The following is a 25,845-nucleotide window of genomic DNA, read 5'->3' on the forward strand; positions in this document are numbered from 1 at the left end:
ATTAGTTTCCTTGTTGTGTAAATTGGTTAATTGCTTGCATAGTACGTTGGTTTTCTTCTTTCGTACCAATAGTAATCCGAATACAATTTTCTAGTCTTAATTGGCTATTTTGATTACGCAAAATAATGCCGTTATCCCATAAAAATTGGAATAGTTTTTGTCCATTTTTTGCTTTAAATAACAAATAATTCGCTTCGCTTGTATAGACATTTTCCACTAAAGGACATTGTTTTAATTGAGTAATTAACCAACTACGATTAGCAAGCACATCTTCAACACGTTGTTTCATCATTGCCAAACCTTCAGCTGACAACGCTTGTGCTGCAATATCTGCCACTGGCGTTGGCAATGGATAAGGAGCAATAACTTTTTGTAATACTGCAATTAATTCTGCATTGGCTAATGTAAAGCCACAACGTAATCCCGCTAAAGCAAAAGCTTTAGACAAGGTACGGATAATCGCTAAATGAGGATAATTTTTTAATTCTGTCACCATCGTTGCACTTGGACAAAACTCAATATAAGCTTCATCAACAACAACGATTGCTCGTCCTTTGGTCATCTCTAATAATGCGATTAAATCTTGGCGATTTACTAGATTTCCTGTTGGATTATTTGGACTACATACAAACACCACTTTTACACCATCTAATTGGCGTTCAATTTCCACTAGATTTAATTGAAAATCGTCTGTTAGTGGTGCTTTTTTACAATTAATTCCGCAGGTTTCCGCACTGACTGAATACATACCATAAGTTGGCGGGCAATATAAAATTGCATCTTGTTCTGGTTCACAAAAAGCTCGAATAATCAATTCGATACTTTCATCTCCACCACGACTTACTAATACATTCTCTGGTAATACCCCTGCATAATTGGCATAACCTTGAATAACTGCTTGTGGTTGTGCTTCTGGATAACGATTAAAATTTTTACTAATTAAAGAGAAATCGGGAGAAACAGGATATTCATTAGCATTTAACCAAACATCGCCTTTTCCACCTAAACGGCGTGCAGATTGATAAGGGGTCAATGCTTGAATATTTTTACGTGAAAGTTGTGTTATGCTCATACTATTTTTTCCTATCTGTAATAATAAAAAATCCTCTCGAAATTGTCTTCCGAGAGGATTGTGATTGTTGTCGAATGCTCGGAAGATCAGTTAATCTTCCACGCACCATCGCCTGAAAGATTAATCAGGTTGATGATGGTGATGATGGTGATGATGAGCAATTCGAGTAAAATTCATTTGTTTATCCTTAATATAAAAACTGCTAGTTACACTACTGGATTACACAAAAAAATGCAATAGCTTTTCTCGGGAAATTTTTTAATTACAATAAAACGCAAATTTTTCTATCACACCGCCCGATCTGTATAAAGCTCCACTCCAGTCATTAATGACATTTTCTGTACATAAGCTGCAACTTTATTTGGAAATTCAATTCCTTTAACAATCGTTAAATTACGCAAAATTGGGAATAACACAATATCTTCAATAGCTAATTCACCCGAACTCGCTTTTGGACTCACAATCAAATCATTTAACTCTAAAAGATCTTGATTAATTCTAGCGAGATACTCTGGTGTTTGTGCAAGGTTTTCAGCAAAACTACCAATTACCTTACTTTTTTTCATCGTGAAATACTCTACTGACTCAGGCATTTCAAACTCTTTTAAGCCAATTTGCGTAAAACGTGGTAAAACCAAATGATTATGGTAACTTGAAACCTTCTTCAACCATTGATCAACTTCTTCACGCAATAACTCTTTTAAGCAAGGTTCACCAAACTTTTTATCCACATAACGTACAATATCTAGGCTTTCTGGCATTACCATGCCTTCACTATCTGCTAAGATGGGAACGACTTTTTTACCTACTAATTTCATTGGTGTTTCATCGTGATGATTGGCTAATACAATCACATCAACTGGAATATTTTTGAGTCCAAAAATCATTCTTGCACGCACGCAATATGGACAATGTTCATAAGTATAAAGTCTCATCATTTGCTCCCCATTTGAGTTAAATCCATCACTATTCTTCAATAAAATACTCATTTGATCAAGTTTCGTACTTGCCATTATCACAAATAAAAAACCCCATAAGTTTTACCCTATGAGGTCTTTTCAATTTATTTGTTAAACCAACCTATTAGAGTGAGTAATATAATTCAAACTCTGCTGGGTGTGGTAATAAGCGTACACGATCAACTTCTTTGTTTTTCAATTCAATGTATGCTTCGATGAAATCATTGCTGAATACACCGCCACGAGTTAAGAATTCGTGATCTGCGGCTAATGCTGCAAGTGCTTCATCTAATGAACCTGCTACTGTTGGGATCTCTTTTAACTCTTCAGGCGGTAAGTCATAGAGGTTTTTATCCATTGCATCACCTGGGTGAATCTTATTGATAATACCGTCTAAACCTGCCATGAGAAGTGCAGAAAATGCTAAGTATGGGTTCGCACCTGGATCTGGGAAACGCACTTCAATACGACGTGCTTTCGGGCTAGATACAGTTGGGATACGAATTGATGCAGAACGGTTACTTGCTGAGTAAGCTAATAATACCGGTGCTTCATATCCTGGTACTAAACGTTTATAAGAGTTAGTTGTTGGGTTAGTAAACGCATTCAACGCTTTAGCGTGTTTAATTACCCCACCGATGAAGTAAAGTGATAATTCAGATAATCCAGCATATTTATCACCTGCGAATAAGTTCACACCATCTTTACCTAAAGAGATGTGGCAGTGCATACCTGAACCGTTATCACCGAATAATGGTTTTGGCATAAAGCACGCTGTTTTACCATGTTCAAACGCAACGTTATGTACTACATATTTATAAATTTGAGTTTCATCCGCTTTTAAAGTTAATGTGTTAAAACGGCAAGCAATTTCGTTTTGACCAGCAGTTGCCACTTCATGGTGGTGTGCTTCAATCACAAGGCCCATATCTTCCATTACTAAACACATTTCAGAACGTAAATCTTGTGATGAATCGACTGGAGGAACTGGGAAATAACCGCCTTTGGTTGCAGGACGGTGTCCTTTGTTACCACCTTCATATTCTTTATCTGTATTCCAGCTCGCTTCAATATCATCAATTTGATAGAAAGAACCAGACATACCAGTTTTGAAACGTACATCATCAAACAAGAAGAATTCTGGTTCTGGACCAACTAATACACTGTCAGCAATACCAGATGCTTTTAGATATTCTTCTGCACGGATTGCAATTGAACGTGGGTCACGATCATAACCTTGCATAGTAGTTGGTTCATAAACATTACAACGAATTGACAATGTTGGTACGCTGAAGAATGGATCGACCAATGCGCTTTCAGGGATTGGCATTAAAACCATGTCTGATTTGTTAATTGTTTTCCAACCTGCGATAGAAGAACCATCAAACATTTTACCGTCTTCAAAGAAATCTTCATCTACTGCACTTACTGGTACAGAAACGTGTTGTTCTTTACCTCTAATATCAGTAAAACGAAGATCAACAAAACGGATACCGTGTTCTTCAATAAGTTCGAAAACTTTATCAATTGCTTGTGTGTTTGCCATAATCAATCCTCTTAATTTTGGAGTAGTTAATTTATAAAGATAATGTTGTTTTTTTGAATTCAGATAAACAATATCCTATTTTTATTAAAAATAAAATAGATTTTTTTGTTTTTTTCAAAAAAATATCTAAAAACAAAAAATAGGTACCTACATTATTTAATAGCCGTCTGTATTAAAACGCAGTATAATTTGCCACCTTTTCACCCGTTATGCTGTTAACGTTGGGCTTTCTATAAGGCAACAAGCAGTATTCAGTATAACGAAAGCCAAACTATTTCAAAATACTACAACCCGAATAAACGAAGATAATTTTCACATGAAAAACGATTTAGATATTAGTAAGTTGCGTAATATTGCGATCATTGCGCACGTTGACCACGGTAAAACTACGCTTGTTGATAAACTACTCCAACAATCAGGTACATTAGAAGCCTCGCGCACTGGTGATACAGATGAACGTGTAATGGACTCTAATGCTTTAGAAAAAGAACGCGGTATCACCATTTTGGCAAAGAATACCGCGATTAACTGGAATGATTATCGGATTAATATTGTTGATACACCGGGACACGCCGATTTTGGTGGTGAAGTAGAACGTGTATTATCAATGGTAGATAGCGTTCTTCTATTAGTTGATGCGTTTGATGGTCCAATGCCACAAACTCGTTTCGTTACCCAAAAAGCGTTTGCTCATGGTTTAAAACCAATTGTTGTTATCAATAAAGTCGATCGCCCAGGCGCAAGACCAGATTGGGTTGTTGATCAAGTATTTGATCTTTTTGTGAATCTTGGTGCAACCGATGAACAACTCGACTTCCCGATTATTTATGCTTCAGCATTAAATGGTGTTGCTGGTTTAGAACATGAAGAGTTAGCTGATGATATGACCCCATTATTTGAAGCTATCGTGAAATATGTTGAACCGCCAAAAGTAGAATTAGATAAACCATTCCAAATGCAAATTTCTCAATTAGATTACAACAGCTATGTTGGTGTCATTGGTATTGGTCGAATTAAACGTGGTTCAGTAAAACCAAATCAAGCCGTTGTTATTATTGACAGTGAAGATAAGACCCGCAATGCACGTGTTGGTCAAGTATTAGGTCACCTTGGTTTACAACGTTATGAAGAAGATATCGCGAATGCAGGTGACATTATTGCATTAACTGGTTTAGGTGAATTAAATATCTCCGATACTATCTGTGATGTAAATAACGTTGAAGCCTTACCAGCATTAACGGTTGATGAGCCAACTGTAACCATGTTCTTCTGCGTTAATACTTCACCATTCTGTGGCCGTGAAGGTAAATATGTCACCTCTCGCCAAATTCTTGAACGTTTAAATAAAGAATTAGTTCATAACGTTGCATTACGTGTTGAAGAAACCGAAGACCCAGATGCTTTCCGTGTTTCTGGTCGTGGTGAATTACATCTTTCTGTGTTAATTGAAAATATGCGTCGTGAGGGATATGAATTAGCGGTTTCTCGCCCGAAAGTTATTTTCCGCCAAATTGATGGTCGTAAACAAGAACCATTTGAACAAGTTACCATTGATATTGAAGAACAACATCAAGGTGCGGTAATGGAAGCATTAGGTATTCGTAAAGGTGAAGTACGCGATATGGTGCCAGACGGTAAAGGTCGTACTCGCTTAGAATACATTATTCCAAGCCGTGGTCTAATTGGTTTCCGTAATGAATTTATGACAATGACCTCAGGTACTGGCTTACTCTACTCAAGTTTCAGCCATTATGACGATGTTAGACCAGGCGAAATTGGCCAACGTCAAAATGGGGTATTAATCTCAAACGCAACTGGTAAAGCACTCGCTTATGCACTATTCGGTTTACAAGATCGTGGTAAATTAATGATTGACCATGGTGCTGAAGTTTATGAAGGGCAAGTTATTGGTATTCATAGCCGTTCTAATGACTTAACTGTAAACTGTTTACAAGGTAAGAAATTAACCAATATGCGTGCAGCTGGAAAAGACGAAGCTGTTGTATTAGTTCCACCAGTACGTTTCACACTAGAACAAGCATTAGAATTTATTGATGATGATGAATTAGTCGAAGTTACACCAGCTTCAATCCGTATTCGTAAGAAATACTTAACAGAAGTTGAGCGTAAACGTGCTAATCGTACAACGACTAGTACCAGTACACGTTAAATTCTGATTTTCTCCTCCCTCTATTTCGCCTAGAATAGAGGGAGTTTTTTTATTGTTTTGTTGTCATCATGAACACACCACATAAACGTCCAACCTTACAAACTATTGCTGATCATCTCGGTGTCACCAAAATGACGATTAGCCGTTATTTACGTAATCCTGATTCTGTTGCACCTGATACTCGAGAAAGAATCGCTAAAGCAATTGAACAATTCGGTTATATTCCTAATCGTGCGCCAAATATGTTATCCAATGCCAAAAGTCGTGCTATTGGTGTATTAGTACCATCATTAACGAACCAAGTTTTTGCTGATGTGATTAAAGGAATCGAAAAAATCACAGATAAAGCAGGTTATCAAACAATGCTGGCCCACTATGGTTATAGTTTAGAGAAAGAAGAACAACGTGTTGAATCGTTACTTTCTTACAATGTAGATGGTTTAATTTTGTCTGAAAATCAACACTCTGACAGAACCTTAAAAATGATTGAAATCGCTAATATACCAGTGATTGAAATTATGGATAGTAACCAATTAGGCATTCAGCAAGTCATCGGTTTCGATAATACTGTCGCTGCCCAAGCGATGGTGGAAACAATGATCCAACGTGGTCATCAGCATATTATTTATTTTACTGCCCGTATGGATAAACGGACAAAACTTAAAATGCAAGGCTATGAACTGGCAATGAAAAAACATGGATTAACGCCACATAGTATGATCACTGAATTTCCTTCTTCATTTTCACTAGGTGCAGAATTATTACATCAAGCATTAGCTAAATATCCTGATATGGATGGAATTATGTGTACCAATGATGACTTAGCGGTTGGTGCATTATTTGAATGCCAACGTTTAGGCATTAATGTGCCTGAACAGATTGGTATTGCTGGTTTCCATGGTCATGATGTTGGGCAGGCTATGAATCCTCAACTCGCCAGTGTAATTACCCCACGTCTTGCTATTGGCCAACGTGCAGCAGAAGAGTTGCTAAATCGCATTAATGGTATCCAACAGCAAAGTAGCATTATTGATCTCGGCTATCATATTCATATTGGTGAAAGTATTTGATTTTACAAAAGCCAGATACAAAATTGCCTTAGCGACTAACTAAGGCAATTTTTTTAATTAATTGTTTACTCATCTTCTTTTAGCAAACTTTCTTTGGCTAAAGATAAATATTGCCACATTGACCATACGGTTAAAATCACTGCCACATATAAGGCAATGATAGCAATGATCTCCATGGTTGGGTTATAACGCCATAATAAACCAATTAACGCTATCATTTGTGAGGTCGTTTTTACTTTACCTAACCAAGACACCGCAACTTTATTACGATCACCTAATTCTGCCATCCATTCACGTAATGCAGAAATAATAATTTCTCGAGAAATCATTACAATAGCAGGAATGGTAATCCAAAATACATGGTAGTGTTGTACTACTAACACTAACGCTGCTGCCACCATCACTTTATCAGCAACAGGATCAAGAAAAGCACCAAAACGCGTTGTTTGTTTCCATCTTCTCGCTAAAAAACCATCTAGCCAGTCAGTTACTGCCGCTACGGTAAAAATAATTGCGGTCCATAATGGCGCCCAACTAAAAGGTAAATAAAATAAAATAATAAAGAATGGAATCAGTACAACTCGAAAAAAGGTTAAAAAGGTTGGAATATTTAATTTCATCTTGATCACCAGATCACTTAACACTACGCATCACTATTGTAAACATATTCACTGGCTTTGCCTATAAGCAAAATCAATGTTTTAAAATTTCAAAAATTTTTTCGGCTAATGCCCGAGAAATCCCCGGAACTGAAGCGATTTCTTCCACAGTAGCCGCTTTGACACCTTGCAAACCACCAAGATATTTTAATAATGCCTGACGGCGTTTTGCCCCAACACCTTCGATACTCTCCAGACCACTCTGCATAAAGGCTTTTTGCCGTTTCTTACGATGTCCTGAAATTGCATGATTATGCGATTCATCACGAATATGCTGAATCAGGTGTAAGGCTAAATTATCAGGTTCGAGATGAATCTCGCGCTCTGAACTACCGATTAATAGAGTTTCTAAACCAGCTTTACGATCAACCCCTTTTGCTACACCAATCAGAAGCGGTTTATCTTTATTCCAACTTACCTTTAATTGTTCAAATACCGATAAGGCTCGATTTAATTGTCCTTTTCCACCATCAATAAAAATGATGTCAGGAATTTTATCGGCACTCAGATCTTTGTCATAACGCTTATATAATGCTTGCTCCATCGCTGCATAATCATCACCATGAGTCCCTTCAATATTAAAACGGCGATATTCCGCTTTTAATGGCCCTTCTGCGCCAAATACCACACAAGAAGCCACGGTATTTTCTCCCATAGTATGACTAATATCAAAACACTCCATACGTTGAATTTTTGTGATACCTAATAAGGTTTGTAGCGTTTGATAACGTTCCTCAATTCGTCCTTGTTGTTGTAATTGCGTTGTCAGTGCCACTTTGGCATTAGTTTGTGCTAACTGCAAATAGCGATTCTTATCCCCTTTCACTTTATCTTGAATCTGAATTTGTCGCCCAGCCTGTTCACTAAGTAAAGTTTCCAACATACTTTTATCGGCTAAGGTATGATCTAATACAATACTATCTGGAATACTACGTCCTTGATGCGCTTGTAAATAAAATTGCCCTAAAAAGGTTTCAATAACTTCTGATAAAGTCGTATCTGCTGGAATTTTAGGGAAATAACTACGATTACCCAAAATTTTACCATGACGAATAAATAATACTTGTACACAAGCCAAGCCCGATTTATACGCAATCGCAATAATATCAATATCATCAAGGCGATCATTACTCACAAATTGTTTTTCCATCACTGAACGAACCGCTTGAATCTGATCACGAAAGCGGGCTGCATTCTCAAAATCCAATTCTTGACTAGCCTGCTCCATTTTCTGAATCAAATGAGTGACAACTTGTTGATCTTTACCTTGTAAAAATAATCGTGCTAACTCAACCTGTTGTTGATACTCTTCATCACTCACATAACCCGCAACACAAGGCGCTAAACAGCGTTTAATCTGATACTGTAAACAAGGTCGCGAACGGTTGTTATAGATACTATTTTCACATTGACGTATTGGAAATAGCTTTTGCATTAACGATAAGGTTTCACGCACTGCTGATGAGTGTGGATAAGGGCCAAAATACTCTCCTGCTATTTTTTTCGCCCCACGATAAGAGGTAATACGAGGATGTCGTTCATTCGTTAATAAAATAAAAGGATAAGACTTATCATCTCGCAATAACACGTTATAACGTGGCTGATACTGCTTGATAAAATTATGCTCTAGCAGTAAAGCCTCAGTTTCTGAATGTGTGATTGTGGTGTCAATGTGATCAATCGCAGCAACTAAGGCTTCTGTTTTTTTACTACTAACTTGCTTTCTGAAATAGCTTGAAAGGCGTTTTTTTAAATTTTTTGCCTTACCAACATAAATAACCGTGTCATTACGATCATACATCCGATATACACCAGGTTGCTCTGGCGCATCGCGTAGAAAAACTTTTGCATCAAACATTGGCTTTAACGTGATAATAATTCTCGTACTTTAACCAGATCTTCCATTGTATCCACGCCAACAGCGGGAACTTCTAACGCTAGCTCACAATGAATACGTTCACCATTCCATAATACCCGCAACTGTTCTAGTGATTCACATTTTTCTAAGCTTGTTGGCTGCCAAGTAACATATTGACGAATAAAGCCTGCTTTATAAGCATAAATTCCGATATGGCGTTGATAATGTTGCTGCTCGATCGCTAAATTAGGAATCTGTTCTGGCTGTTGATACACCGTAGTAAATTGATCACGATGCCAAGGAATCACAGCACGCGAAAAATAGAGTACATAACCATTTTTATCCGTTAATACCTTCACCACATTCGAATTGAATAACTCTGTTGGATCATCAATTTCAACTGATAAAGTTGCCATATTCACTTGATATTTTTGTAAATTTTCCGCAACCTGTTTCACAATCACAGGTGGGATTAAAGGTTCATCTCCTTGAATATTCACAATGATTTCATCATCTACCAACGCTAATTGACTTACCACTTCAGCCAAACGCTCAGTACCTGAAGAGTGGTGTTCTGAAGTCAAACATACTTCTCCACCAAAAGCATTAACCACTTCTACAATTTGTGGATGATCCGTTGCTACAATCACACGTTTAGCGCCAGATAACTGTGCTTTTTCCCATACATGTTGAATCATCGGTTTACCTGCAATATCTGCTAACGGTTTTCCCGGTAAACGACTAGAGGCATAACGGGCAGGAATAATCACACTAAAACTCATTTTAGGCTCCTTGTGCTTCTGATGTAGAAGGTGATGCGAGAGGTACCGCATTTTCAGGTAATAAAGCGGGTATTCCATTAATCACTGGATAAGCTAGCTGTTCATTTTGACAAATAAAACGCTGTTGTTCCGCATCAAAACTTAATGGTTGATGACAATGCGGACAAGCTAACATTGAAATAACTTTTTGTTTCATTCTTAGATGACCTTAGACATAATTTTTTCAATTAAATGATTTAACTGCGTTGTTTCAATCTGTGCAGAAACAGGAACGTACCACCAATTCTCCTGTGCAAAAGCGGTACATTTCACGGCATCTTTTTCTGTCATCAATAAAGGGATCTCTGCATTATCAATAGGCTGAAAATCTGTTGCTTGAAAAGCATAATGATCAGCAAACGCATACTGTTTTACCAATGTTAATCCCTGCTGCTGCAAGGTGGCAAAAAAGCGAGGAGGATGCCCAATTCCTGCTACTGCATTGACTTGTGAAAAAGTTGTCAATAAGCGCTGTTCACCTGTGACTAAATTTATGGCGACTTCGGGCGCTAATTGCATTGCAATTTCGCCATCTTGTGCAATTCCGCCATTACAGATGACTGCATCAACTTCGGCTAAACGTTGTTGTGGTAACTCACGTAACGGTCCAGCAGGCAATAGATGTCCATTCCCAAAACGGCGTTCGCCATCGACAACAACCAATTCCACATCTCGTTGTAACTTATAATGCTGCAAACCATCATCACTGATAATCACTTGTGGATGGTAAGCTTTATATAACAACTCTATACTTTCACGGCGATTAGGGGAAATTGCAACTGGTGCTGAGGTACGCTTTGCAATTAAAACAGGTTCATCACCCGTCTTTTGTGGATCTGAATTAGCGCAAACTAAAAAAGGATATTCTGTACTTGATCCACCATAACCACGTGAAATAACACCGACACGAATACCTTTTGCTTGTAATTGTTCTACTAAACAGACGACTAATGGCGTTTTCCCATTACCACCAACAGAAAGATTGCCTACTACGACCACTGGACAAGGTGCTTTCCAACTAGCAAAAATCCCCGTTTGATAAGCCTTTCTCCGTAGATAGGTGATTAATTGAAATAACCAAGCGAATGGTAATAGTAACCATTGTAACCACGACTGTTGATACCAAAATTTCATATTACCTCTGATTAACCATCAAATTGCATTTTATGCAACTGTGCATAAACTTGCCCTTGTTGTAATAGCTGTTGATGTGTGCCTCGCTCTACAATTTGTCCTTGATCGATAACAATAATTTCATCAGCTTTTTCAATGGTAGATAGACGGTGAGCGATAACAAGTAATGTTTTGTGTTGCTGTAGCTCTTCTAATGCTCGCTGAATTGCACGCTCTGATTCTGTATCTAATGCAGATGTCGCTTCATCTAAAATTAACACGGACGCATTACGTAATAATGCACGTGCAATAGCTAAACGTTGACGTTGCCCACCAGATAAAGAAACTCCATTCTCACCTATCATGGTATCTAACCCATGTTCCATTTTTTCAATAAATTCCATTGCGTGCGCCGCTTTTGCCGCAGCAATAATCTGCTCACGGCTATATTTTTCAGTAGCGGCATACGCAATATTATTCGCCACCGTATCATTGAATAAATGAACTTGTTGCGAAACCACAGCACAATGCTGACGTAAATTGGCTAAGGTATAATCCTTAATATTATGTTCATCTAAATAAATCGCGCCTTGTTGAATGTCATAAAAACGCGTAATTAAATTGGCAATTGTTGATTTTCCTGATCCAGAACGTCCGACTAATGCAACGGTTTTACCTGCTGGAATTGAAAAAGAGATATGTGATAGTGCAGGTTCATCTTTCCCTTCATAATAGAAGCTTACATCATCAAACCTAACATTCCCTTTTACTTGTTCAGTAATGTACTGCCCTTGATCTTCTTCTTTCTTTAAATCAAGAATGGCAAATAAGGTTTGACACGCCGCCATACCACGCTGAAACTGTGCATTAACATTCGTTAATGATTTTAACGGACGCAATAAAGCAAACATAGAAGAGAAAACTAAAGTAAAATCGCCAGCAGTGAGTTGTCCCCCCATCATCGTTGGTACAGTAGCAAGATAAAGCACAACCGCTAAAGCAAAAGACGCTATAATCTGTACGATCGGATCAGAAATTGCGCTCATTGCCATCATTTTAAGGCTTTTTCTACGCATATCATCACTAACTAAATTAAAGCGTTCTTCTTCTACTTTTTGGCCGCCAAAGGAAAGCACTACACGATGCCCTTTCAACATTTGTTCCGCACTGGCAGTTAATTCCCCCATTGAGTTTTGCATATTTTTACTTAAACGGCGGAAATGTTTAGAAACAATACGGATCAAAATCGAAATAACTGGACCAACGACAAATACCACTAAAGATAACTGCCAACTGGTATATAACATTAACGCTAATAAAGAAATGACAGTGGCACTTTCTTTAACAATAGTAATTAAGGCATTAGACGAAGAGTTTGCTACCTGTTCTGAATCATAAGTAATTCGAGAAAGCAATTTTCCAGCTGCTTGGTGATCGAAGAAACTCACCGGCATATACATTAAATGCTTAAATAGCATTCGCCGCATCACCATCACCACATTGCCTGATACCCATGACAAACTATAATCTGAGACGAAACTGGTACATCCACGCAATATGATTAATAGGATGACAATAATAGGTAGCCATTTGAGAAAAGTCAGATCTGCCTTGCCAAAGCCTTCATCTAATAATGGTTTTAATAAATAAATTAATCCAGCTTCAGTTAAGGCATTAAATACTAACGCAATAATTGCAACTAAAATCCCTAATTTATATTGCCAAATCATTGGCCATAGGCGTTTAAAGGTCTCTTTCGTAGAGTAGTCTTTATCATTCATACAAAGAATTTTATGATATAAAAATAAAATTAAAGCGCTATTCTACCTTTAATCTGCTATTTCTCCAACCGCCCACCTCATCCAGCTGGTTAAACCACGCCGTCCTTTGATGACGCTCAGTTGTAATGATTAATTCATTATTTCGCATAAAGCATAATCTAATTTGTCCATCCCACCCCGTATTCAAAATTTGCATTTTCTGCATCGCTAAACGTTCTAACACCTCTGAATGTGGAAAATGCCAACGATTTCCCAAACCAGAAGAAATTAATGCAATTTTTGCATCAATTTGCTGTAAAAAAGGCTGACTCGTCGAGGTTTTACTCCCATGATGGGCAATTTGTACGATATCGACCTTTGGCAAAAAAGATAAATAACGCAATTCGCTCTTTCTATCCAAATCCCCTGTTAGCAATACTTGATACCGCCCATCCTCTATCAACAATACACAAGTATGCTGATTACGAGCTTGGGCGACAATCTGTTCTGGCGCTAGCATCGAAATACGCAAAGTACGCCATTGCATCTCTTTACCACGCATACAAGGTAACGGTGAACGATTGGCATAAGTTACTTGGGAAGGTGTATAGAGCTCTGCTTTGGGGTAATGCATTAATAATTTAGTCGCTCCGCCACTATGATCATTATCATCATGACTCAATATAATTTTCTCTAGTTTAATCCCTTGACGTTGTAAATAAGGCAAGATCTCTAATTCCGCCATACTTCCACCTTGCCAACTTGCTCCAGTATCATAGAGAACACCTTTATCACCTTGGCGAATCAACACAGATAACCCTTGCCCGACATCTAACATTTCTAACGACCATCTTGTTTGCCAATGCTGATAATAGTGGTGTCCTAACAACATCAACTGCCAAATTAAGCCCACTATCACGCTTATAATCAGATAATGTAACCGTTTTATATCTGGTAGCTGTTCTCGATTAAAACTGATTATTTGAGGCTGTAATTGAGCTAATAAGGTGCTATTTTTGTTTAAGTGCTGCTTCTGATAGTAAACATACCACCCTATAATCAGCACCATACACAGACAAATTAATCTCACCCACAATGATTCTGATAAAGAAAATTCACGCCATGTTGTTTGCCATGGCATTAACCACTCTAAACTTTTTGTTGCGATTGTTACACACCATTGCCAACTTCCTAAGCCATTGAATGTAATAATTGACAGCAAAATGCAAGGGATCAGTAATAAACTAAATAGCGGTACAATCCATAAGTTAATTAATACATTTTGTAGATTGATACCATGAAAAAATAACAAGGTAATTGGCGTAAATAGTAAGCTTAAGCCAATTTGGATATGCAACAAACCCAACAGATAATAAGGTACCTTTCCTAATTGTGATAATGGTTTTCCTCGCCACTGCCATACGGATAAAGGCAGTAATTCATTCCATACTAATAAACAGAAAACAGCTGATGCCGATAACCAAAAGCTATCACTTAATAAAATAATGGGATCAAACATAATAAAAAGGGCAAGGCAACGAAGATAGAGTTGCCACCAAGTAAGATGACATCGCCGAAAACGTAATAACAATAATAAAATTAATCCAATAGCAGCTCGCGTTGTTGGAATAGAGAAATCAGCTAAATAGCTATAAAAGATCGCCAGTGCACCACCACATAATAGTGGTAAGATTGGGGTAATCTTGCGAGTAGGTAAAAGATATTGAATCCCTCGTCCCACTAACAACCCAAAGAAAAATACTAGACCAATATGTAATCCTGAAATAGCAATTAAATGCGCAGTTCCGGTTTGTTGAAAAAGTCTTAATTGTTCTTGTGTTAAATGGTATTTTTCAGCAAAACCTAATGCCAATAATAATCCTGTACTAGGGTGATCCTTTAATTGCCGTTCTGCAAAACGCAGTAAATGTTGGCGTAAATTAGGTTGATCGGACAATAATCTTGCTTGCTTAACATTAGCCGTTCCCACAATTCGGTTGGCATAAAACCATTTTTGCCGTTGGAATCCACCTTGATTTAATCTTGAAGTAAACGGTTTTAACTTAATTTCTCCTCGCCAAATTTGCCCTGATTGTAGCGGTTGTTTTGGTAGCCAAGTAAGATAAAAACGATACTGCTCCGCAGCTTCTGTCGTTTGTAATAATGCGATTGCAGTTTGGTAATCGCCTTGATGAAGTACTTTTTCAATTTTGATGATAACTGGTTTTGTATTCGCAAAATAAACTGGTACTTGCTGAGTTTGTATCACTAGTCCTTTTATATTGATAACACTCCATACGCCTGAAATCACTATCGCCACGACTATCAATGCCAATTGTTTTTTCTTTTTCCACCAACATACAAGGGTACAAACAGACAGCACTATTATTAATCCTAACTGCCAATCAGAAGCTTGTAACCAAGTTAAAGGGAGATACATAATTGATAGGCAAACGACAATCAAAACTAAACAAATCCGCTCCATATTTTTACAATGAAATTATTTTTAGATTCATAATTCTTTAAGTAAACACTTTAATCTTCTTTTATCTTATTGAACAAAAACCAAACAGCAAAAATGTGAACTCTCTCGAGAATTTACAAAAAACCGCTTTTTTCACTCTAATTTCTGTATAAATAAACAGCAATCTCACAAATTTCGTTTGCTAAAAATTAGAAGTTCTGCTATTTATATGCGGCTTTTTGGAAGACCCCTCCAAGCAGTATAAAAATTGGCGGAAATTTGTATTTAACAACCTCCTAAATATTGATGCATTACTCGCTCATAATGGAGTTCCGACAGTTGCTTGTATTATCAATTTTGGTGTCTAGGAGAGATTAAACATGACAGCAAACACGCCAAAATCATCACTAAGTATTTTAGCTCTTGCCGATGTAGAACCTTATCAAGAGAAAGTTGGTGAAGAATATATGAATGAAGCTCAACTGCTTCATTTTAAAAAGATTTTAACTGCATGGCATGCTCAAATTGTTGGTGAAGCAGATCGTACCGTTACGCATATGCGTGATGAAGCATCAAATTTCCCAGATCCATCTGATCGTGCAACCCAAGAAGAAGAATTTAGTTTAGAATTACGTAACCGTGATCGCGAGCGTAAGTTATTGAAAAAAATTGAACGCACCATTAAAAAGATTGAATCAGAAGATTTTGGTTATTGCGAATCTTGTGGTGTAGAAATCGGGATCAGACGTTTAGAAGCAAGACCAACAGCAGATCTCTGCATTGATTGTAAAACACTTGCAGAAATTCGTGAAAAACAGATCGGTGGTTAATTTTTTACCATCGTTTAACTCAATGTATTGTAACGAAAAATTCGCTTTCCTCTCCCTAATTTAATTAGGGAGAGGTTCTTATTTTTAATAAGAAACAGATAAGTCATAACTGAGGTGAACTATTTTTAATTATATTCGTAAACTCTTTCATAAAAGTAATACGAAAGAGGAAACTATCCAGCCTGCTAGTCAACCCACAATCGAAACTAGCAAGAAAAAACAAACAGAAAGAAAGAAAACATCACAACGCAAAGCATCTTCTGCTGTGCATCGTTCACATATCCTAAAAGCTTCAGATTACGGTATTTATCCTCATCTTATCAGCCGTCAAGCTCTTCAAGTTATTGAAAAATTACAAAATAATGGTTTTGAAGCCTACGTTGTTGGTGGCTGTTTACGTGATATTTTATTAGAGAAAACCCCTAAAGATTTTGATATTGCGACCAATGCACGTCCTGAACAAATTCAGAAGATCTTTCAGCGTCAATGCCGGTTAGTTGGGCATCGTTTCCGCTTAGCGCATATTCTGTTTGGTAAAGAAATCATTGAAGTAGCAACTTTCCGTGCAGCACACGATACCGTGAATAATGATCAATTTGCTAAACAAAGTGCGGAAGGTATGTTATTGCGTGATAACGTATATGGTAATTTAGAAGATGATGCTGCACGCCGTGATTTCACAGTGAACGCTTTTTATTACAATCCAAACAAAGATCAGTTATATGATTTCTTTAATGGCATTAAAGATTTACGTGCAGGCCGTTTAGTTTTAATTGGTGATCCTGTTCAACGTTATCAAGAAGATCCTGTGCGAATGCTACGTGCAATTCGCTTTATGGCAAAATTAGAAATGTTTTTAGATAAACGTTGTGAACAACCAATCTATGAACTTGCACCATTACTACAAAATATCCCAGCAGCACGTTTATTCGATGAATCATTAAAATTACTACAAACTGGGCAAGGTGAAAAAACCTATCATCTCCTTTATAAATATCAATTATTCCAACAACTTTTCCCTGTATTAACGCCATTTTTCACTGAAAACGGCGATTCATTTACTGAAAAGATGTTAATCAAAGCATTACGCTCAACGGATGAACGTATTGCAGACCATTTAAGAATTAATCCTGCCTTTTTATTTGCAGCATTCTTTTGGTATCCGTTACGTGAACGAATTGAAATCTTAAAAAATGAAGGTGGTTTGAATAATTTTGATGCTTATTCTTTGGCAAGTAATGATTTACTCCATCTCGTCTGCCAACGCGTTGCTATTTTACGTCGTCATACCGCAACTATTCGCGATATTTGGTCATTACAACTGTTATTTACTAAACGCACCGGTAAACGTCCACAATTAACCTTGGAACACCAAAAATTCCGTGCTGCTTATGACTTACTTGCTTTACGTGCTGAAATTGAGCATGGTGAAACGATCGAATTAGCAACATGGTGGTACGAATATCAACAAAGTAATACTTCACAACGTAATGAATTAATCCAAATTCAACAAAAACGACAAGCTGAACATGGTGTGCCAAATAAACGCAAACCACGTCGTCGTTACCGTAACAATCGCAAGAAAAGACGCTTTAGTGAAAATAAACAATAACTGATGAATAATGTTTACATTGCTTTAGGCAGTAATCTCAATCAACCTATTTTACAACTGACTACTGCCTTAGATTATTTACAACAGCAGCCCGCTATTCAACTTATTGCGGTCAGCCCGCTCTATTCTAGTAAACCGCTTGGTCCACAAGATCAGCCTGATTATGTAAATGCAGTTGCGCAAATACAGACCTCCCTTGAGCCGCTTGCGCTGCTTGACCTATTACAATCAGTTGAACAACAACAAGGGCGAATACGTTTACGCCGTTGGGGTGAACGCACACTCGATCTTGATATTTTGTTATTCAATCAGGAAATTATTGATACGGAACGTTTAACCGTACCGCATAAAGAGATGAAAAATCGGGAATTCGTCCTAATCCCGTTATTTGATATTGCACCACAACTGATACTGCCTGATGGTGAATCACTTGCCACCGCAGTAATGCCTTTTCGTCAGCATACGATGCAGAGAGTGGCACAATATCCACTCTCTCCTAAATAACATTAATCAAATAACTGTTGCCACACTTCACCAATAAAAGTACGCATTTCAGCAAAAGGCATTTCTTCCACTACTGAATTTTTGCCAGCTAAATTTAAATGGTGAATGTGGTTGCGTAGTTCAACATAAATATCTGTTAAGCGTTGTCCAATTTCGGCTGAAATCACTTGGTATTTCACCATATCCTCAAAAATACGTACATTATCAGACCAAGTTGCCAATTCTGGGGTTGTTGGTGCATTTGCTAACATCAAATATTGTGCAATAAATTCAATATCGGTAATCCCGCCACGATCTTTCTTAATATCAAAGTAACCTGCTGGAGTATGCGATAAATGTTCATACATCTTTTCTCGCATTTCTCGCACATCGTTTTTTAAACGTTGTTGATCTTGAGCTGTCGATAACACGGCACGGCGAATTGAATTAAACTGCTGACGCATCACTGTTTCTCCATATACTGCTCTTGCTCTGACTAAGGCTTGTTTCTCCCAAGTCCAAGCTTCATTTTGTTGGTAATCATGAAACGCATGAATTGAGCTGACTAACAACCCTGCACTGCCTGAAGGACGCAATCGCATATCGACTTCATATAAAATCCCAGAATTTGTATTAATATTAAAGATACTATTAATCTTTTGTGCCAAGCGTAAATAAAACTGCCCACTATCAATACTACGTTTCCCCCCAACAGTTTGACCATTCGCCGGTGCATCATATAAAAATACTAAATCTAAATCTGATTTATACCCTAATTCAATGCCTCCAAGTTTTCCATAACCAACCACTAAGAACGATTTCTCATCACCTTGTAAATGATCCGGCGTACCAAAACGCTGTGTGACTTGTCGCCATGCTAAATTAACGACACTCGCAATAATCGCTTCCGCTAAATAAGTTAAATGATCACTCACCTTCATGACAGGCAATGCACCTAAAATATCAGCAGCAGCAACACGTAATTGCGTTGCTAACTTAAATTGGCGCAGCACATCAATCATCTGTTCTTCATCTTCTTGTGGTACACGTAACAAATAATGTTCTAATTCTGCTTGATACTGTGTAAATGGCGGTGGTGATAATAAGGTATTAGGATTTAATAACTCATCTAACAACAGTGGATAATCTGCAATCTGTCTTGCCACAAAAGGCGAAGCACTACACAATTTCATTAATAATGTACGTGAATTTGGATTTTCACGTAGCAATTCCAAATAGGTAGTACGTGTTGCAATTCGGCCAATAATTTCTAAAATCCGAGGAACTAATACTGCCGCTTGTTCCATTGCTAGCATTTCATCAATTAATACAGGTAACAACTGCTCTAATACATCCCGTCCTCGAACACCAATAGATTTGCGTAAGATATCTTGTTTAAACTGCCAAAGATCTTCAGCAATTTTTTCCTGATTATCAATTGCCAATGAAGCTAATAACGTGGTCACATCTTGCAAATTAAAACTGATACCAAGAAAGTCCTGCCATTCACTTTCGGTCGCTTCATCTTTTTCATCTTCACTGCCAATCAAATGGTGGAACACTTCTCGCACATTTTGTTGGTGTTGAGTCAAAATTTGATAAAAACTTTGCCAATCATAAATTGGATACTCTAGCGTCACCACCTGCCCTTGTTGATTAAAATAAGTAAATGCACGGCAAGCTTCAACTAAGCGTTGTTTATCCTGTTCATTGGTTGGCAACAGTTGAGTTTGCTGATCATTAATCGCTTGTAATACATTCTCCACTCGTCTTAAAAAGAGGTACGCTTGTGATAAATGGTTCGCTTCCAACTGTTTTAACAAGTCTAACTCGACTAATTTCGGTAAGATGGCTAATAACTCTCGTTGTTGTAAGCTCTTTTCACGTCCACCACGAATAAGTTGAAAAACTTGTACAATAAATTCAATTTCTCGGATTCCACCTGCGCCTAATTTAATATTATCAACTAAACCACGCCGCCGAACTTCCGCATTAATCTTTTGCTTCATATCACGCAAGGACTGGATCGCACTAAAATCAATATAACGGCGATAAACAAATGGACGTAACAGTTGATTCAAATAGCGATGGTTAATATCGTTGCTATCTTCCCCCATAATCCGCGCTTTAATCATGGCATAACGCTCCCAATCTCGCCCTTGTTCTTGGTAATAATCTTCCATTGAAGCAAAACTGAGTGCTAATGCACCCGCATCACCAAACGGGCGTAAACGCATATCAACCCGATACACAAAGCCATCAATCGTTTGTTGTTCTAATGCTTTAATAAAACGTTGCCCTAAACGTACAAAGAATTGTCCATTATCAATACTTCGTCTTGCGCCTACGGTTTCACCGTGATCTGGATAAGTAAAAATGAGATCAATATCTGATGAAAAATTCAGCTCTCTACCACCTAATTTTCCCATTCCTAAAATAATTAATTTTTGTGCTTCACCTTCCGAATTCATTGGTGTTCCTAATTCGGCACATAACTTTTCATATAACCAATCTTTGGTCACAACAATAATCGCTTCAGCTAAAGCAGAAAGTTGACGGAAAATTTGTTCAACACTGGCTAAATTTAGGCTCTGACAAAAACTTAATTTTGCCATCTCATGATGACGAAAATGACGCAATATTTGATAAAGCTGAGTTTCATCTGTGATCTCTGCCAATTTTTCTCGTAAGCGTTGTTGATAATTATCGCAATCGGAAAATTGTGGTGGTGAAGCAAGCCATTGCTGAAATAAATTTGGATATTTATGCAGTGTGTCCGCAACAAAATCAGAGAAATAGATTGCTATTGCTATCTGTTTTAATCCCGTTGGTAAAGCATTAATTTCAAGCGGAAGTGAATATTGTTGATCAAGATGGGCTGTTTGTAATAGATCGAATAAACGTTGTTGTTGTGTTGGCGAAAGTTGCATAAGCGAATCCTTATTTTGCTCGGCAGTGCTCCACTGCCGAGAGAGAAATCATGGCTATTAATTTACCAATTTTTCTAAGGTCGCTAAAACAATTTGTGAAGAATGTTTGACGGCTGTCGGTAAAAATTCATCAAAAGAGATATGAGATTCTTTATCTGCCACATCAGAAATTGCACGAATCACCACAAACGGTACTTTAAAAGCATAACAAATATGTGCAATGGCTGCGGCTTCCATTTCTACTGCGGCAACAGTTGGAAAATCTTGACGAATACGTGCTATTGCCTCAATACCATTGATAAATTGATCACCTGAACAAATCAAGCCAGTCACTGCGTGTTGCCCCTGCTCTTCCACAACTGTTGCTACCACATCAATTAACTTCTGATCGGCAACAAATTTCTCTGGACAAGCTGGTAGCTGCCCTTTGGCATAACCAAATGCGGTCACATCTGCATCATGGTAACAAACCAGATCTGAAATGATAATATCGCCAATATTGAGTTCTGGATCTAAACCACCCGCTGATCCAGTATTGATAATACAATCTGGCTGACAAGTTAAAATTAATGCTGTTGTTCCCATCGCTGCAGCACTTTTACCAATCCCAGATTTCAATAATGCCACATCATGTTGACCAATTTTTCCTTCATAAATCGTACAAGTCGCTAACTGCTTTTCTTGTTTGTCTTGCATTAAACCTTGTAAAATTTCAACTTCTTGTGCCATTGCACCAACAATTCCGATTTTCATTTATGTCCTCGTTGTTCTTGTAAAAGTTTATCTGTGAGAGAATCTAAAACGGCCATAGTGTAATCATCATTATAGAGCGTACTTTCTGTTAAAACATAACGTCCACCAACCGCAACAAAAGGCAAGGTAAAGACCCCATATTTTTTAGTGTCAGCAATCGCTTTCTGTACTTTACTTTCTGTCACAGGTGAATTTAATAACTCTGAAAAGGCATTGATATTGACTTTCTTGCGCTCTAACCACTGTTGTAGAAATTCGCCACGTCCTTTACGATTTTGGTCAAATTTCAATTCTGCTGTATCAAAAATAAATAGATCAGCAAGATCCGGACGACCTAGGTTTTCTAACGCATAATATACAGACGCAGAATAATGTCCTGTATCCGTTGCCGCTGGAATCCATTCAATATCAACATCATTCGGATTCATACGCTTATATAAACTTAAATTATCCGCTGCCATTAAACAAATACGACATTCATAGGCAAAGAAAAATTTAATTTTGACCTTTTTCTCTGGTAAAGGCGCTTCCTGTAATGGTTTTTTATAGGAAAAATAATCCTTACCATCCTTAAAAATAGGTAATTGTTCGGCGTAACTAGTTGATAATACAACACTTAGCCAAGCTAACCCCAAAAAACGTATCACAAATCTTATCCGATTCATTGCTTATCCTAACGCTTCTATATAATTGACTAATAATTGTACTTGTCTATTTCCCCGATATTCATTGACCGCTAGGTGGTAAACCATTCTAGCTGATTTAATTGATAAATCTGGATATAAGCGAGTATCTACATTAAATTGAATGGCATCAAACATATTACCCCCGGTAATAGGCTCTACCAACATTTTTAAATGTTTTTCTCCTACAATACGTTGCTGTAAGATACGAAATTCTCCATCAAATTGCGGCTCAGGAAAATGCTGTCCCCAAGGGCCAGCAAATTGTAATTTCTCTGCCGTTTCAACATTCATCTGTTGTGACACTAACTCACCATCTGTATAAATCACACCTTGTAATGATTTTTCATCTAACCATGCTTTTGCATATTGATTAAATAACTGTTGAAACTTAGTGAAATACTGTTCATGAATACTCAAACCAGCCGCCATCGCGTGGCCACCAAACTTAATAATGATTTCAGGGTGTTGACTATGAATATACTCTAATAAATCTCGAATATGTAACCCTTCAATAGAACGGGCTGATCCACGTAAAATCCCTTCCTCTTCCTGGGCAAATACTGCTGTTGGCCGATGAAATTGATCTTTCATTCTTGCTGCTAAAATTCCCAATACCCCTTGATGCCAATCAGGTTGATATAACGCTATCGCAAATGTATCTTGTTGATAGACGTGTTTTAATTCACGTAAGAAATGTAAAGCCTCTTGCTTCATTCCGGTTTCAATTTCTTTACGCGTTTGATTCAAACTATCCAGCTCCAGGGCCAAAGCACGTGCTTGCTCCATACTTTCCGCCAACAACAACTCAACCCCAATCGACATATTATCGATACGCCCAGCAGCGTTCAAACGTGGTGCAACTGAGAACCCTAAATTACTCGCCACAACTTGAGAAATCTCTAAATTAGCAACTTCAATTAATGCTCTGATTCCACAATGGCAACGTTCAGCACGAATTCTCGCTAAACCCTGTGAAACCAAAATACGATTATTGTAATCTAATGGCACGACATCAGCGACGGTGCCTAATGCAACTAAGTCCAATAACTCGGCAAAATTTGGTTCTTGTTTATCAGCAAAAAGCCCTTGATCACGAAATGCGGCACGCAACGCTACCATTAAGTAAAACGCAACACCAACACCCGCTAAATATTTAGATGGAAAACCGCAATCACGTAAATTTGGATTTACAATCACATCAGCCTCAGGTAATTGTTCGCCTGGTAAGTGATGATCTGTCACAATCACTTTAATTTGATGCTGCTTCAAATAAGTAATTCCCTCAAATGAAGAGACACCATTATCCACAGTAATCACCAAATCAGCTTGTCTTGCCAGTACTTGTTCAGCGACTGAAACGCTTAAACCATACCCTTGTTCAAAGCGATCCGGTACTAAATAATCAACAAATTGAAATCCTAATTGACGCAATGCAAACACAGTTAACGCAATACTTGTAGCACCATCTGCATCAAAATCTCCGACAATAACAATTTTTTGCTGCTGTTGATAGGCTTGAATTAGTAAGGTGGTTGCCTGCTCTAAATGAGTAAGCAACGCAGGAGGTAACATAAATTTTAAAGCATAGTTCAGATGTTGGTCTGTTGTGATCCCTCTGCTTCGGTAAATACGATCCAATAAAGGATCATGACTTACCGCAATTCCATCAGATAATGCTCTCCTTTCAATTTTTTTGATCACAACAACAACCTTTTTCTATTACAACTTCAACAACAATATTTTTATACCAACATCACCTATTATAATGCGAAATAACTTATGGCTCTTGTAATATCTGCAATAATTCTTTCGGTGGAACGTATCCGCCTAATAATTCACCATTTGGTAAGATAATACTTGGTGTTCCATTTACCCCATATTGCAGACCTAATTGATAATGCTTCGCCACCATTTGTGGTGTTTTTAACTCTTTCGGTGGATTGCCTTTTTCAGCCTCGTCTAAAGCAAAAGCAGGATCTTTGGCAGTCCAAATACTCTCCATTTGTTGAGCAACTTGTCCACCTAATCCACCACGTGGAAAGGCTAAATAACGCACAGTAATACCAAGATCGTTATAGTCTTTCATCTGTTCATGCAACAAATGGCAGTAATGACAGGTAATATCCATAAACACAGTAACAACATATTTCTCATTTTTTGCAGGATATACAATCATCTGTTTAGAAAGTTTTTCAACCTGATCAAACAGTAATTTATTTGACATATTTACTGGTCCTTTATCAGTAATTTGGTAAAGATTGCCATATAACACATACTTACCATCTTCTGATACATAAACAATTCCTTTATCAGTCACAGCTGTCTTAATTCCTGCTAATGGCGAAGGCGTAATTTGTACCTCCTTTACCCCTAATTTTTTTAATTCTGAGGTAATTTGTGCATCATCGGCTAATGCAGCAGTGGTTGTCATTGCAAGTAATAGAGCTAGAGCACTTTTCTTCATAATTTATCCTTTTATATATTGTTTTACAGGCGCAAAACTTTTACGGTGTTCAGGCAAAATACCATATTTTGCCAAATTTTCTAGGTGCAAGGCCGTCGGATAGCCTTTATGTCGATCAAAACCATACTCTGGGTATCTTTGATGTAACTCGATCATCTCTTGATCTCGGGCCACTTTCGCCAAAATCGAGGCTGCGCTAATCTCTGCAACTAAACTATCGCCTTTCACCACAGCCTGTGCTGCAATCCCCAAATCTTTTGGAATACGATTACCATCAATCAAGACAAAATCTGGCTGAATATGTAATCCTTGTACTGCACGACACATCGCTAACATTGTTGCTTGCAAAATATTAATTTGATCAATTTCATTAGCTTCAGCTCTGCCTAAACTCCAAGCTAAAGCCTTTTCTTTAATCTCTTCCGCTAATATTAAACGTTTCTTTTCTGATAATTTTTTTGAATCAGCTAAACCTTGAATCGGTTTATTCGGATCAAGAATCACTGCCGCCGTAACTACCGCACCAATCAGTGGACCTCGCCCCACTTCATCCACACCTGCAATCAGGTTAGCGGGTGGATAAATAAATTCCATC

General features: G+C 37.7%; 21 protein-coding genes and 1 other annotated feature. Of the genes, 5 read left to right on the forward strand and 16 right to left on the reverse strand.

The window, feature by feature from the left end:
* Position 1: 1 nt before the first annotated feature.
* The 3 genes from hisC to glnA all read right to left on the reverse strand — a co-directional run bounded on the left by hisC (position 2) and on the right by glnA (position 3,577).
* Positions 2-1,072: a histidinol-phosphate transaminase gene (gene hisC / locus PF272_RS09020; RefSeq protein ID WP_271142488.1), complete on the reverse strand. Its 1,071-nt coding sequence runs from the start codon at positions 1,070-1,072 to the stop codon at positions 2-4.
* 24 nt (positions 1,073-1,096) lie between these two features.
* Positions 1,097-1,217: a sequence feature (His leader region), on the reverse strand.
* A 142-nt stretch (positions 1,218-1,359) separates the two neighbouring features.
* On the reverse strand, positions 1,360-2,007 hold the full coding sequence (gene grxB / locus PF272_RS09025) for a glutaredoxin 2 (RefSeq protein ID WP_271142522.1): 648 nt from the start codon (positions 2,005-2,007) through the stop codon (positions 1,360-1,362).
* A 148-nt stretch (positions 2,008-2,155) separates the two neighbouring features.
* Entirely contained in the window at positions 2,156-3,577 is a 1,422-nt protein-coding gene (gene glnA / locus PF272_RS09030; RefSeq protein WP_065233926.1) for a glutamate--ammonia ligase, read from the reverse strand.
* A gap of 316 nt (positions 3,578-3,893) precedes the next feature.
* Here glnA and typA point away from each other — a divergent pair, with 316 nt between their 5' ends.
* Together typA and gntR are read left to right on the forward strand one after the other, a co-directional pair.
* Positions 3,894-5,747: a translational GTPase TypA gene (typA, locus tag PF272_RS09035; RefSeq protein ID WP_271142489.1), complete on the forward strand. Its 1,854-nt coding sequence runs from the start codon at positions 3,894-3,896 to the stop codon at positions 5,745-5,747.
* A 68-nt stretch (positions 5,748-5,815) separates the two neighbouring features.
* Complete coding sequence (gntR, locus tag PF272_RS09040; RefSeq protein WP_271142490.1) at positions 5,816-6,817, forward strand: gluconate operon transcriptional repressor GntR; 1,002 nt, start codon at positions 5,816-5,818, stop codon at positions 6,815-6,817.
* Between the two features lie 65 nt (positions 6,818-6,882).
* Here the strand turns inward: gntR and pgsA are convergent, their stop codons facing one another.
* The 7 genes from pgsA to PF272_RS09075 all read right to left on the reverse strand — a co-directional run bounded on the left by pgsA (position 6,883) and on the right by PF272_RS09075 (position 15,513).
* The gene (gene pgsA / locus PF272_RS09045) at positions 6,883-7,437 is read right to left on the reverse strand and encodes a CDP-diacylglycerol--glycerol-3-phosphate 3-phosphatidyltransferase (RefSeq protein WP_065233929.1); all 555 of its coding nucleotides are present in this window, start codon (positions 7,435-7,437) and stop codon (positions 6,883-6,885) included.
* 73 nt (positions 7,438-7,510) lie between these two features.
* On the reverse strand, positions 7,511-9,334 hold the full coding sequence (gene uvrC / locus PF272_RS09050; protein WP_271142491.1) for an excinuclease ABC subunit UvrC: 1,824 nt from the start codon (positions 9,332-9,334) through the stop codon (positions 7,511-7,513).
* Between the two features lie 5 nt (positions 9,335-9,339).
* Entirely contained in the window at positions 9,340-10,116 is a 777-nt protein-coding gene (kdsB, locus tag PF272_RS09055) for a 3-deoxy-manno-octulosonate cytidylyltransferase (RefSeq protein ID WP_271142492.1), read from the reverse strand.
* Between the two features lies 1 nt (position 10,117).
* Positions 10,118-10,312, reverse strand: a complete 195-nt coding sequence (locus PF272_RS09060; RefSeq protein ID WP_271142493.1) for a Trm112 family protein — start codon at positions 10,310-10,312, stop codon at positions 10,118-10,120.
* Positions 10,313-10,314: 2 nt separating this feature from the next.
* Positions 10,315-11,289: a tetraacyldisaccharide 4'-kinase gene (gene lpxK / locus PF272_RS09065; RefSeq protein WP_271142494.1), complete on the reverse strand. Its 975-nt coding sequence runs from the start codon at positions 11,287-11,289 to the stop codon at positions 10,315-10,317.
* Between the two features lie 11 nt (positions 11,290-11,300).
* Positions 11,301-13,049 (reverse strand): lipid A ABC transporter ATP-binding protein/permease MsbA, encoded by a 1,749-nt coding sequence (gene msbA / locus PF272_RS09070; protein WP_271142495.1) that lies wholly within the window; start codon positions 13,047-13,049, stop codon positions 11,301-11,303.
* A 37-nt stretch (positions 13,050-13,086) separates the two neighbouring features.
* A complete protein-coding gene (locus PF272_RS09075; RefSeq protein ID WP_271142496.1) occupies positions 13,087-15,513 on the reverse strand; it encodes a DNA internalization-related competence protein ComEC/Rec2 in 2,427 nt (808 codons plus the stop codon).
* Positions 15,514-15,872: 359 nt separating this feature from the next.
* On the opposite strand from PF272_RS09075, the gene dksA reads away from it, so the two are divergent.
* The 3 genes from dksA (at position 15,873) to folK (ending at position 18,438) form a co-directional block, all read left to right on the forward strand.
* Positions 15,873-16,322 carry an RNA polymerase-binding protein DksA gene (gene dksA, locus PF272_RS09080; RefSeq protein WP_271142497.1) on the forward strand — a complete coding sequence of 150 codons (450 nt, stop codon included), beginning with the start codon at positions 15,873-15,875 and terminating at the stop codon, positions 16,320-16,322.
* 175 nt (positions 16,323-16,497) lie between these two features.
* Positions 16,498-17,934 (forward strand): polynucleotide adenylyltransferase PcnB, encoded by a 1,437-nt coding sequence (gene pcnB / locus PF272_RS09085; protein ID WP_413789445.1) that lies wholly within the window; start codon positions 16,498-16,500, stop codon positions 17,932-17,934.
* Positions 17,935-17,937: 3 nt separating this feature from the next.
* Positions 17,938-18,438, forward strand: coding sequence for a 2-amino-4-hydroxy-6-hydroxymethyldihydropteridine diphosphokinase (gene folK, locus PF272_RS09090; protein ID WP_271142499.1), 501 nt, complete (start codon positions 17,938-17,940; stop codon positions 18,436-18,438).
* A gap of 2 nt (positions 18,439-18,440) precedes the next feature.
* Here the strand turns inward: folK and glnE are convergent, their stop codons facing one another.
* The 6 genes from glnE to rnhB form a co-directional block, all read right to left on the reverse strand.
* Positions 18,441-21,347 (reverse strand): bifunctional [glutamate--ammonia ligase]-adenylyl-L-tyrosine phosphorylase/[glutamate--ammonia-ligase] adenylyltransferase, encoded by a 2,907-nt coding sequence (gene glnE / locus PF272_RS09095; RefSeq protein WP_271142500.1) that lies wholly within the window; start codon positions 21,345-21,347, stop codon positions 18,441-18,443.
* Between the two features lie 57 nt (positions 21,348-21,404).
* Positions 21,405-22,100: a 5'-methylthioadenosine/S-adenosylhomocysteine nucleosidase gene (gene mtnN, locus PF272_RS09100; protein WP_065237264.1), complete on the reverse strand. Its 696-nt coding sequence runs from the start codon at positions 22,098-22,100 to the stop codon at positions 21,405-21,407.
* On the reverse strand, positions 22,097-22,765 hold the full coding sequence (locus tag PF272_RS09105) for a thioredoxin domain-containing protein (protein WP_271142501.1): 669 nt from the start codon (positions 22,763-22,765) through the stop codon (positions 22,097-22,099). The genes mtnN and PF272_RS09105 overlap by 4 nt, the downstream gene beginning before the upstream one ends.
* Before the next feature lie 3 nt (positions 22,766-22,768).
* Positions 22,769-24,487 (reverse strand): single-stranded-DNA-specific exonuclease RecJ, encoded by a 1,719-nt coding sequence (gene recJ / locus PF272_RS09110; protein ID WP_271142502.1) that lies wholly within the window; start codon positions 24,485-24,487, stop codon positions 22,769-22,771.
* Positions 24,488-24,563: 76 nt separating this feature from the next.
* Positions 24,564-25,250 carry a bifunctional protein-disulfide isomerase/oxidoreductase DsbC gene (gene dsbC / locus PF272_RS09115; RefSeq protein WP_271142503.1) on the reverse strand — a complete coding sequence of 229 codons (687 nt, stop codon included), beginning with the start codon at positions 25,248-25,250 and terminating at the stop codon, positions 24,564-24,566.
* Positions 25,251-25,253: 3 nt separating this feature from the next.
* Entirely contained in the window at positions 25,254-25,844 is a 591-nt protein-coding gene (gene rnhB, locus PF272_RS09120; RefSeq protein ID WP_271142504.1) for a ribonuclease HII, read from the reverse strand.
* Position 25,845: the final 1 nt, after the last annotated feature.

The organism is Gallibacterium faecale (assembly GCF_027920745.1).
Lineage (GTDB): Bacteria > Pseudomonadota > Gammaproteobacteria > Enterobacterales > Pasteurellaceae > Gallibacterium > Gallibacterium faecale.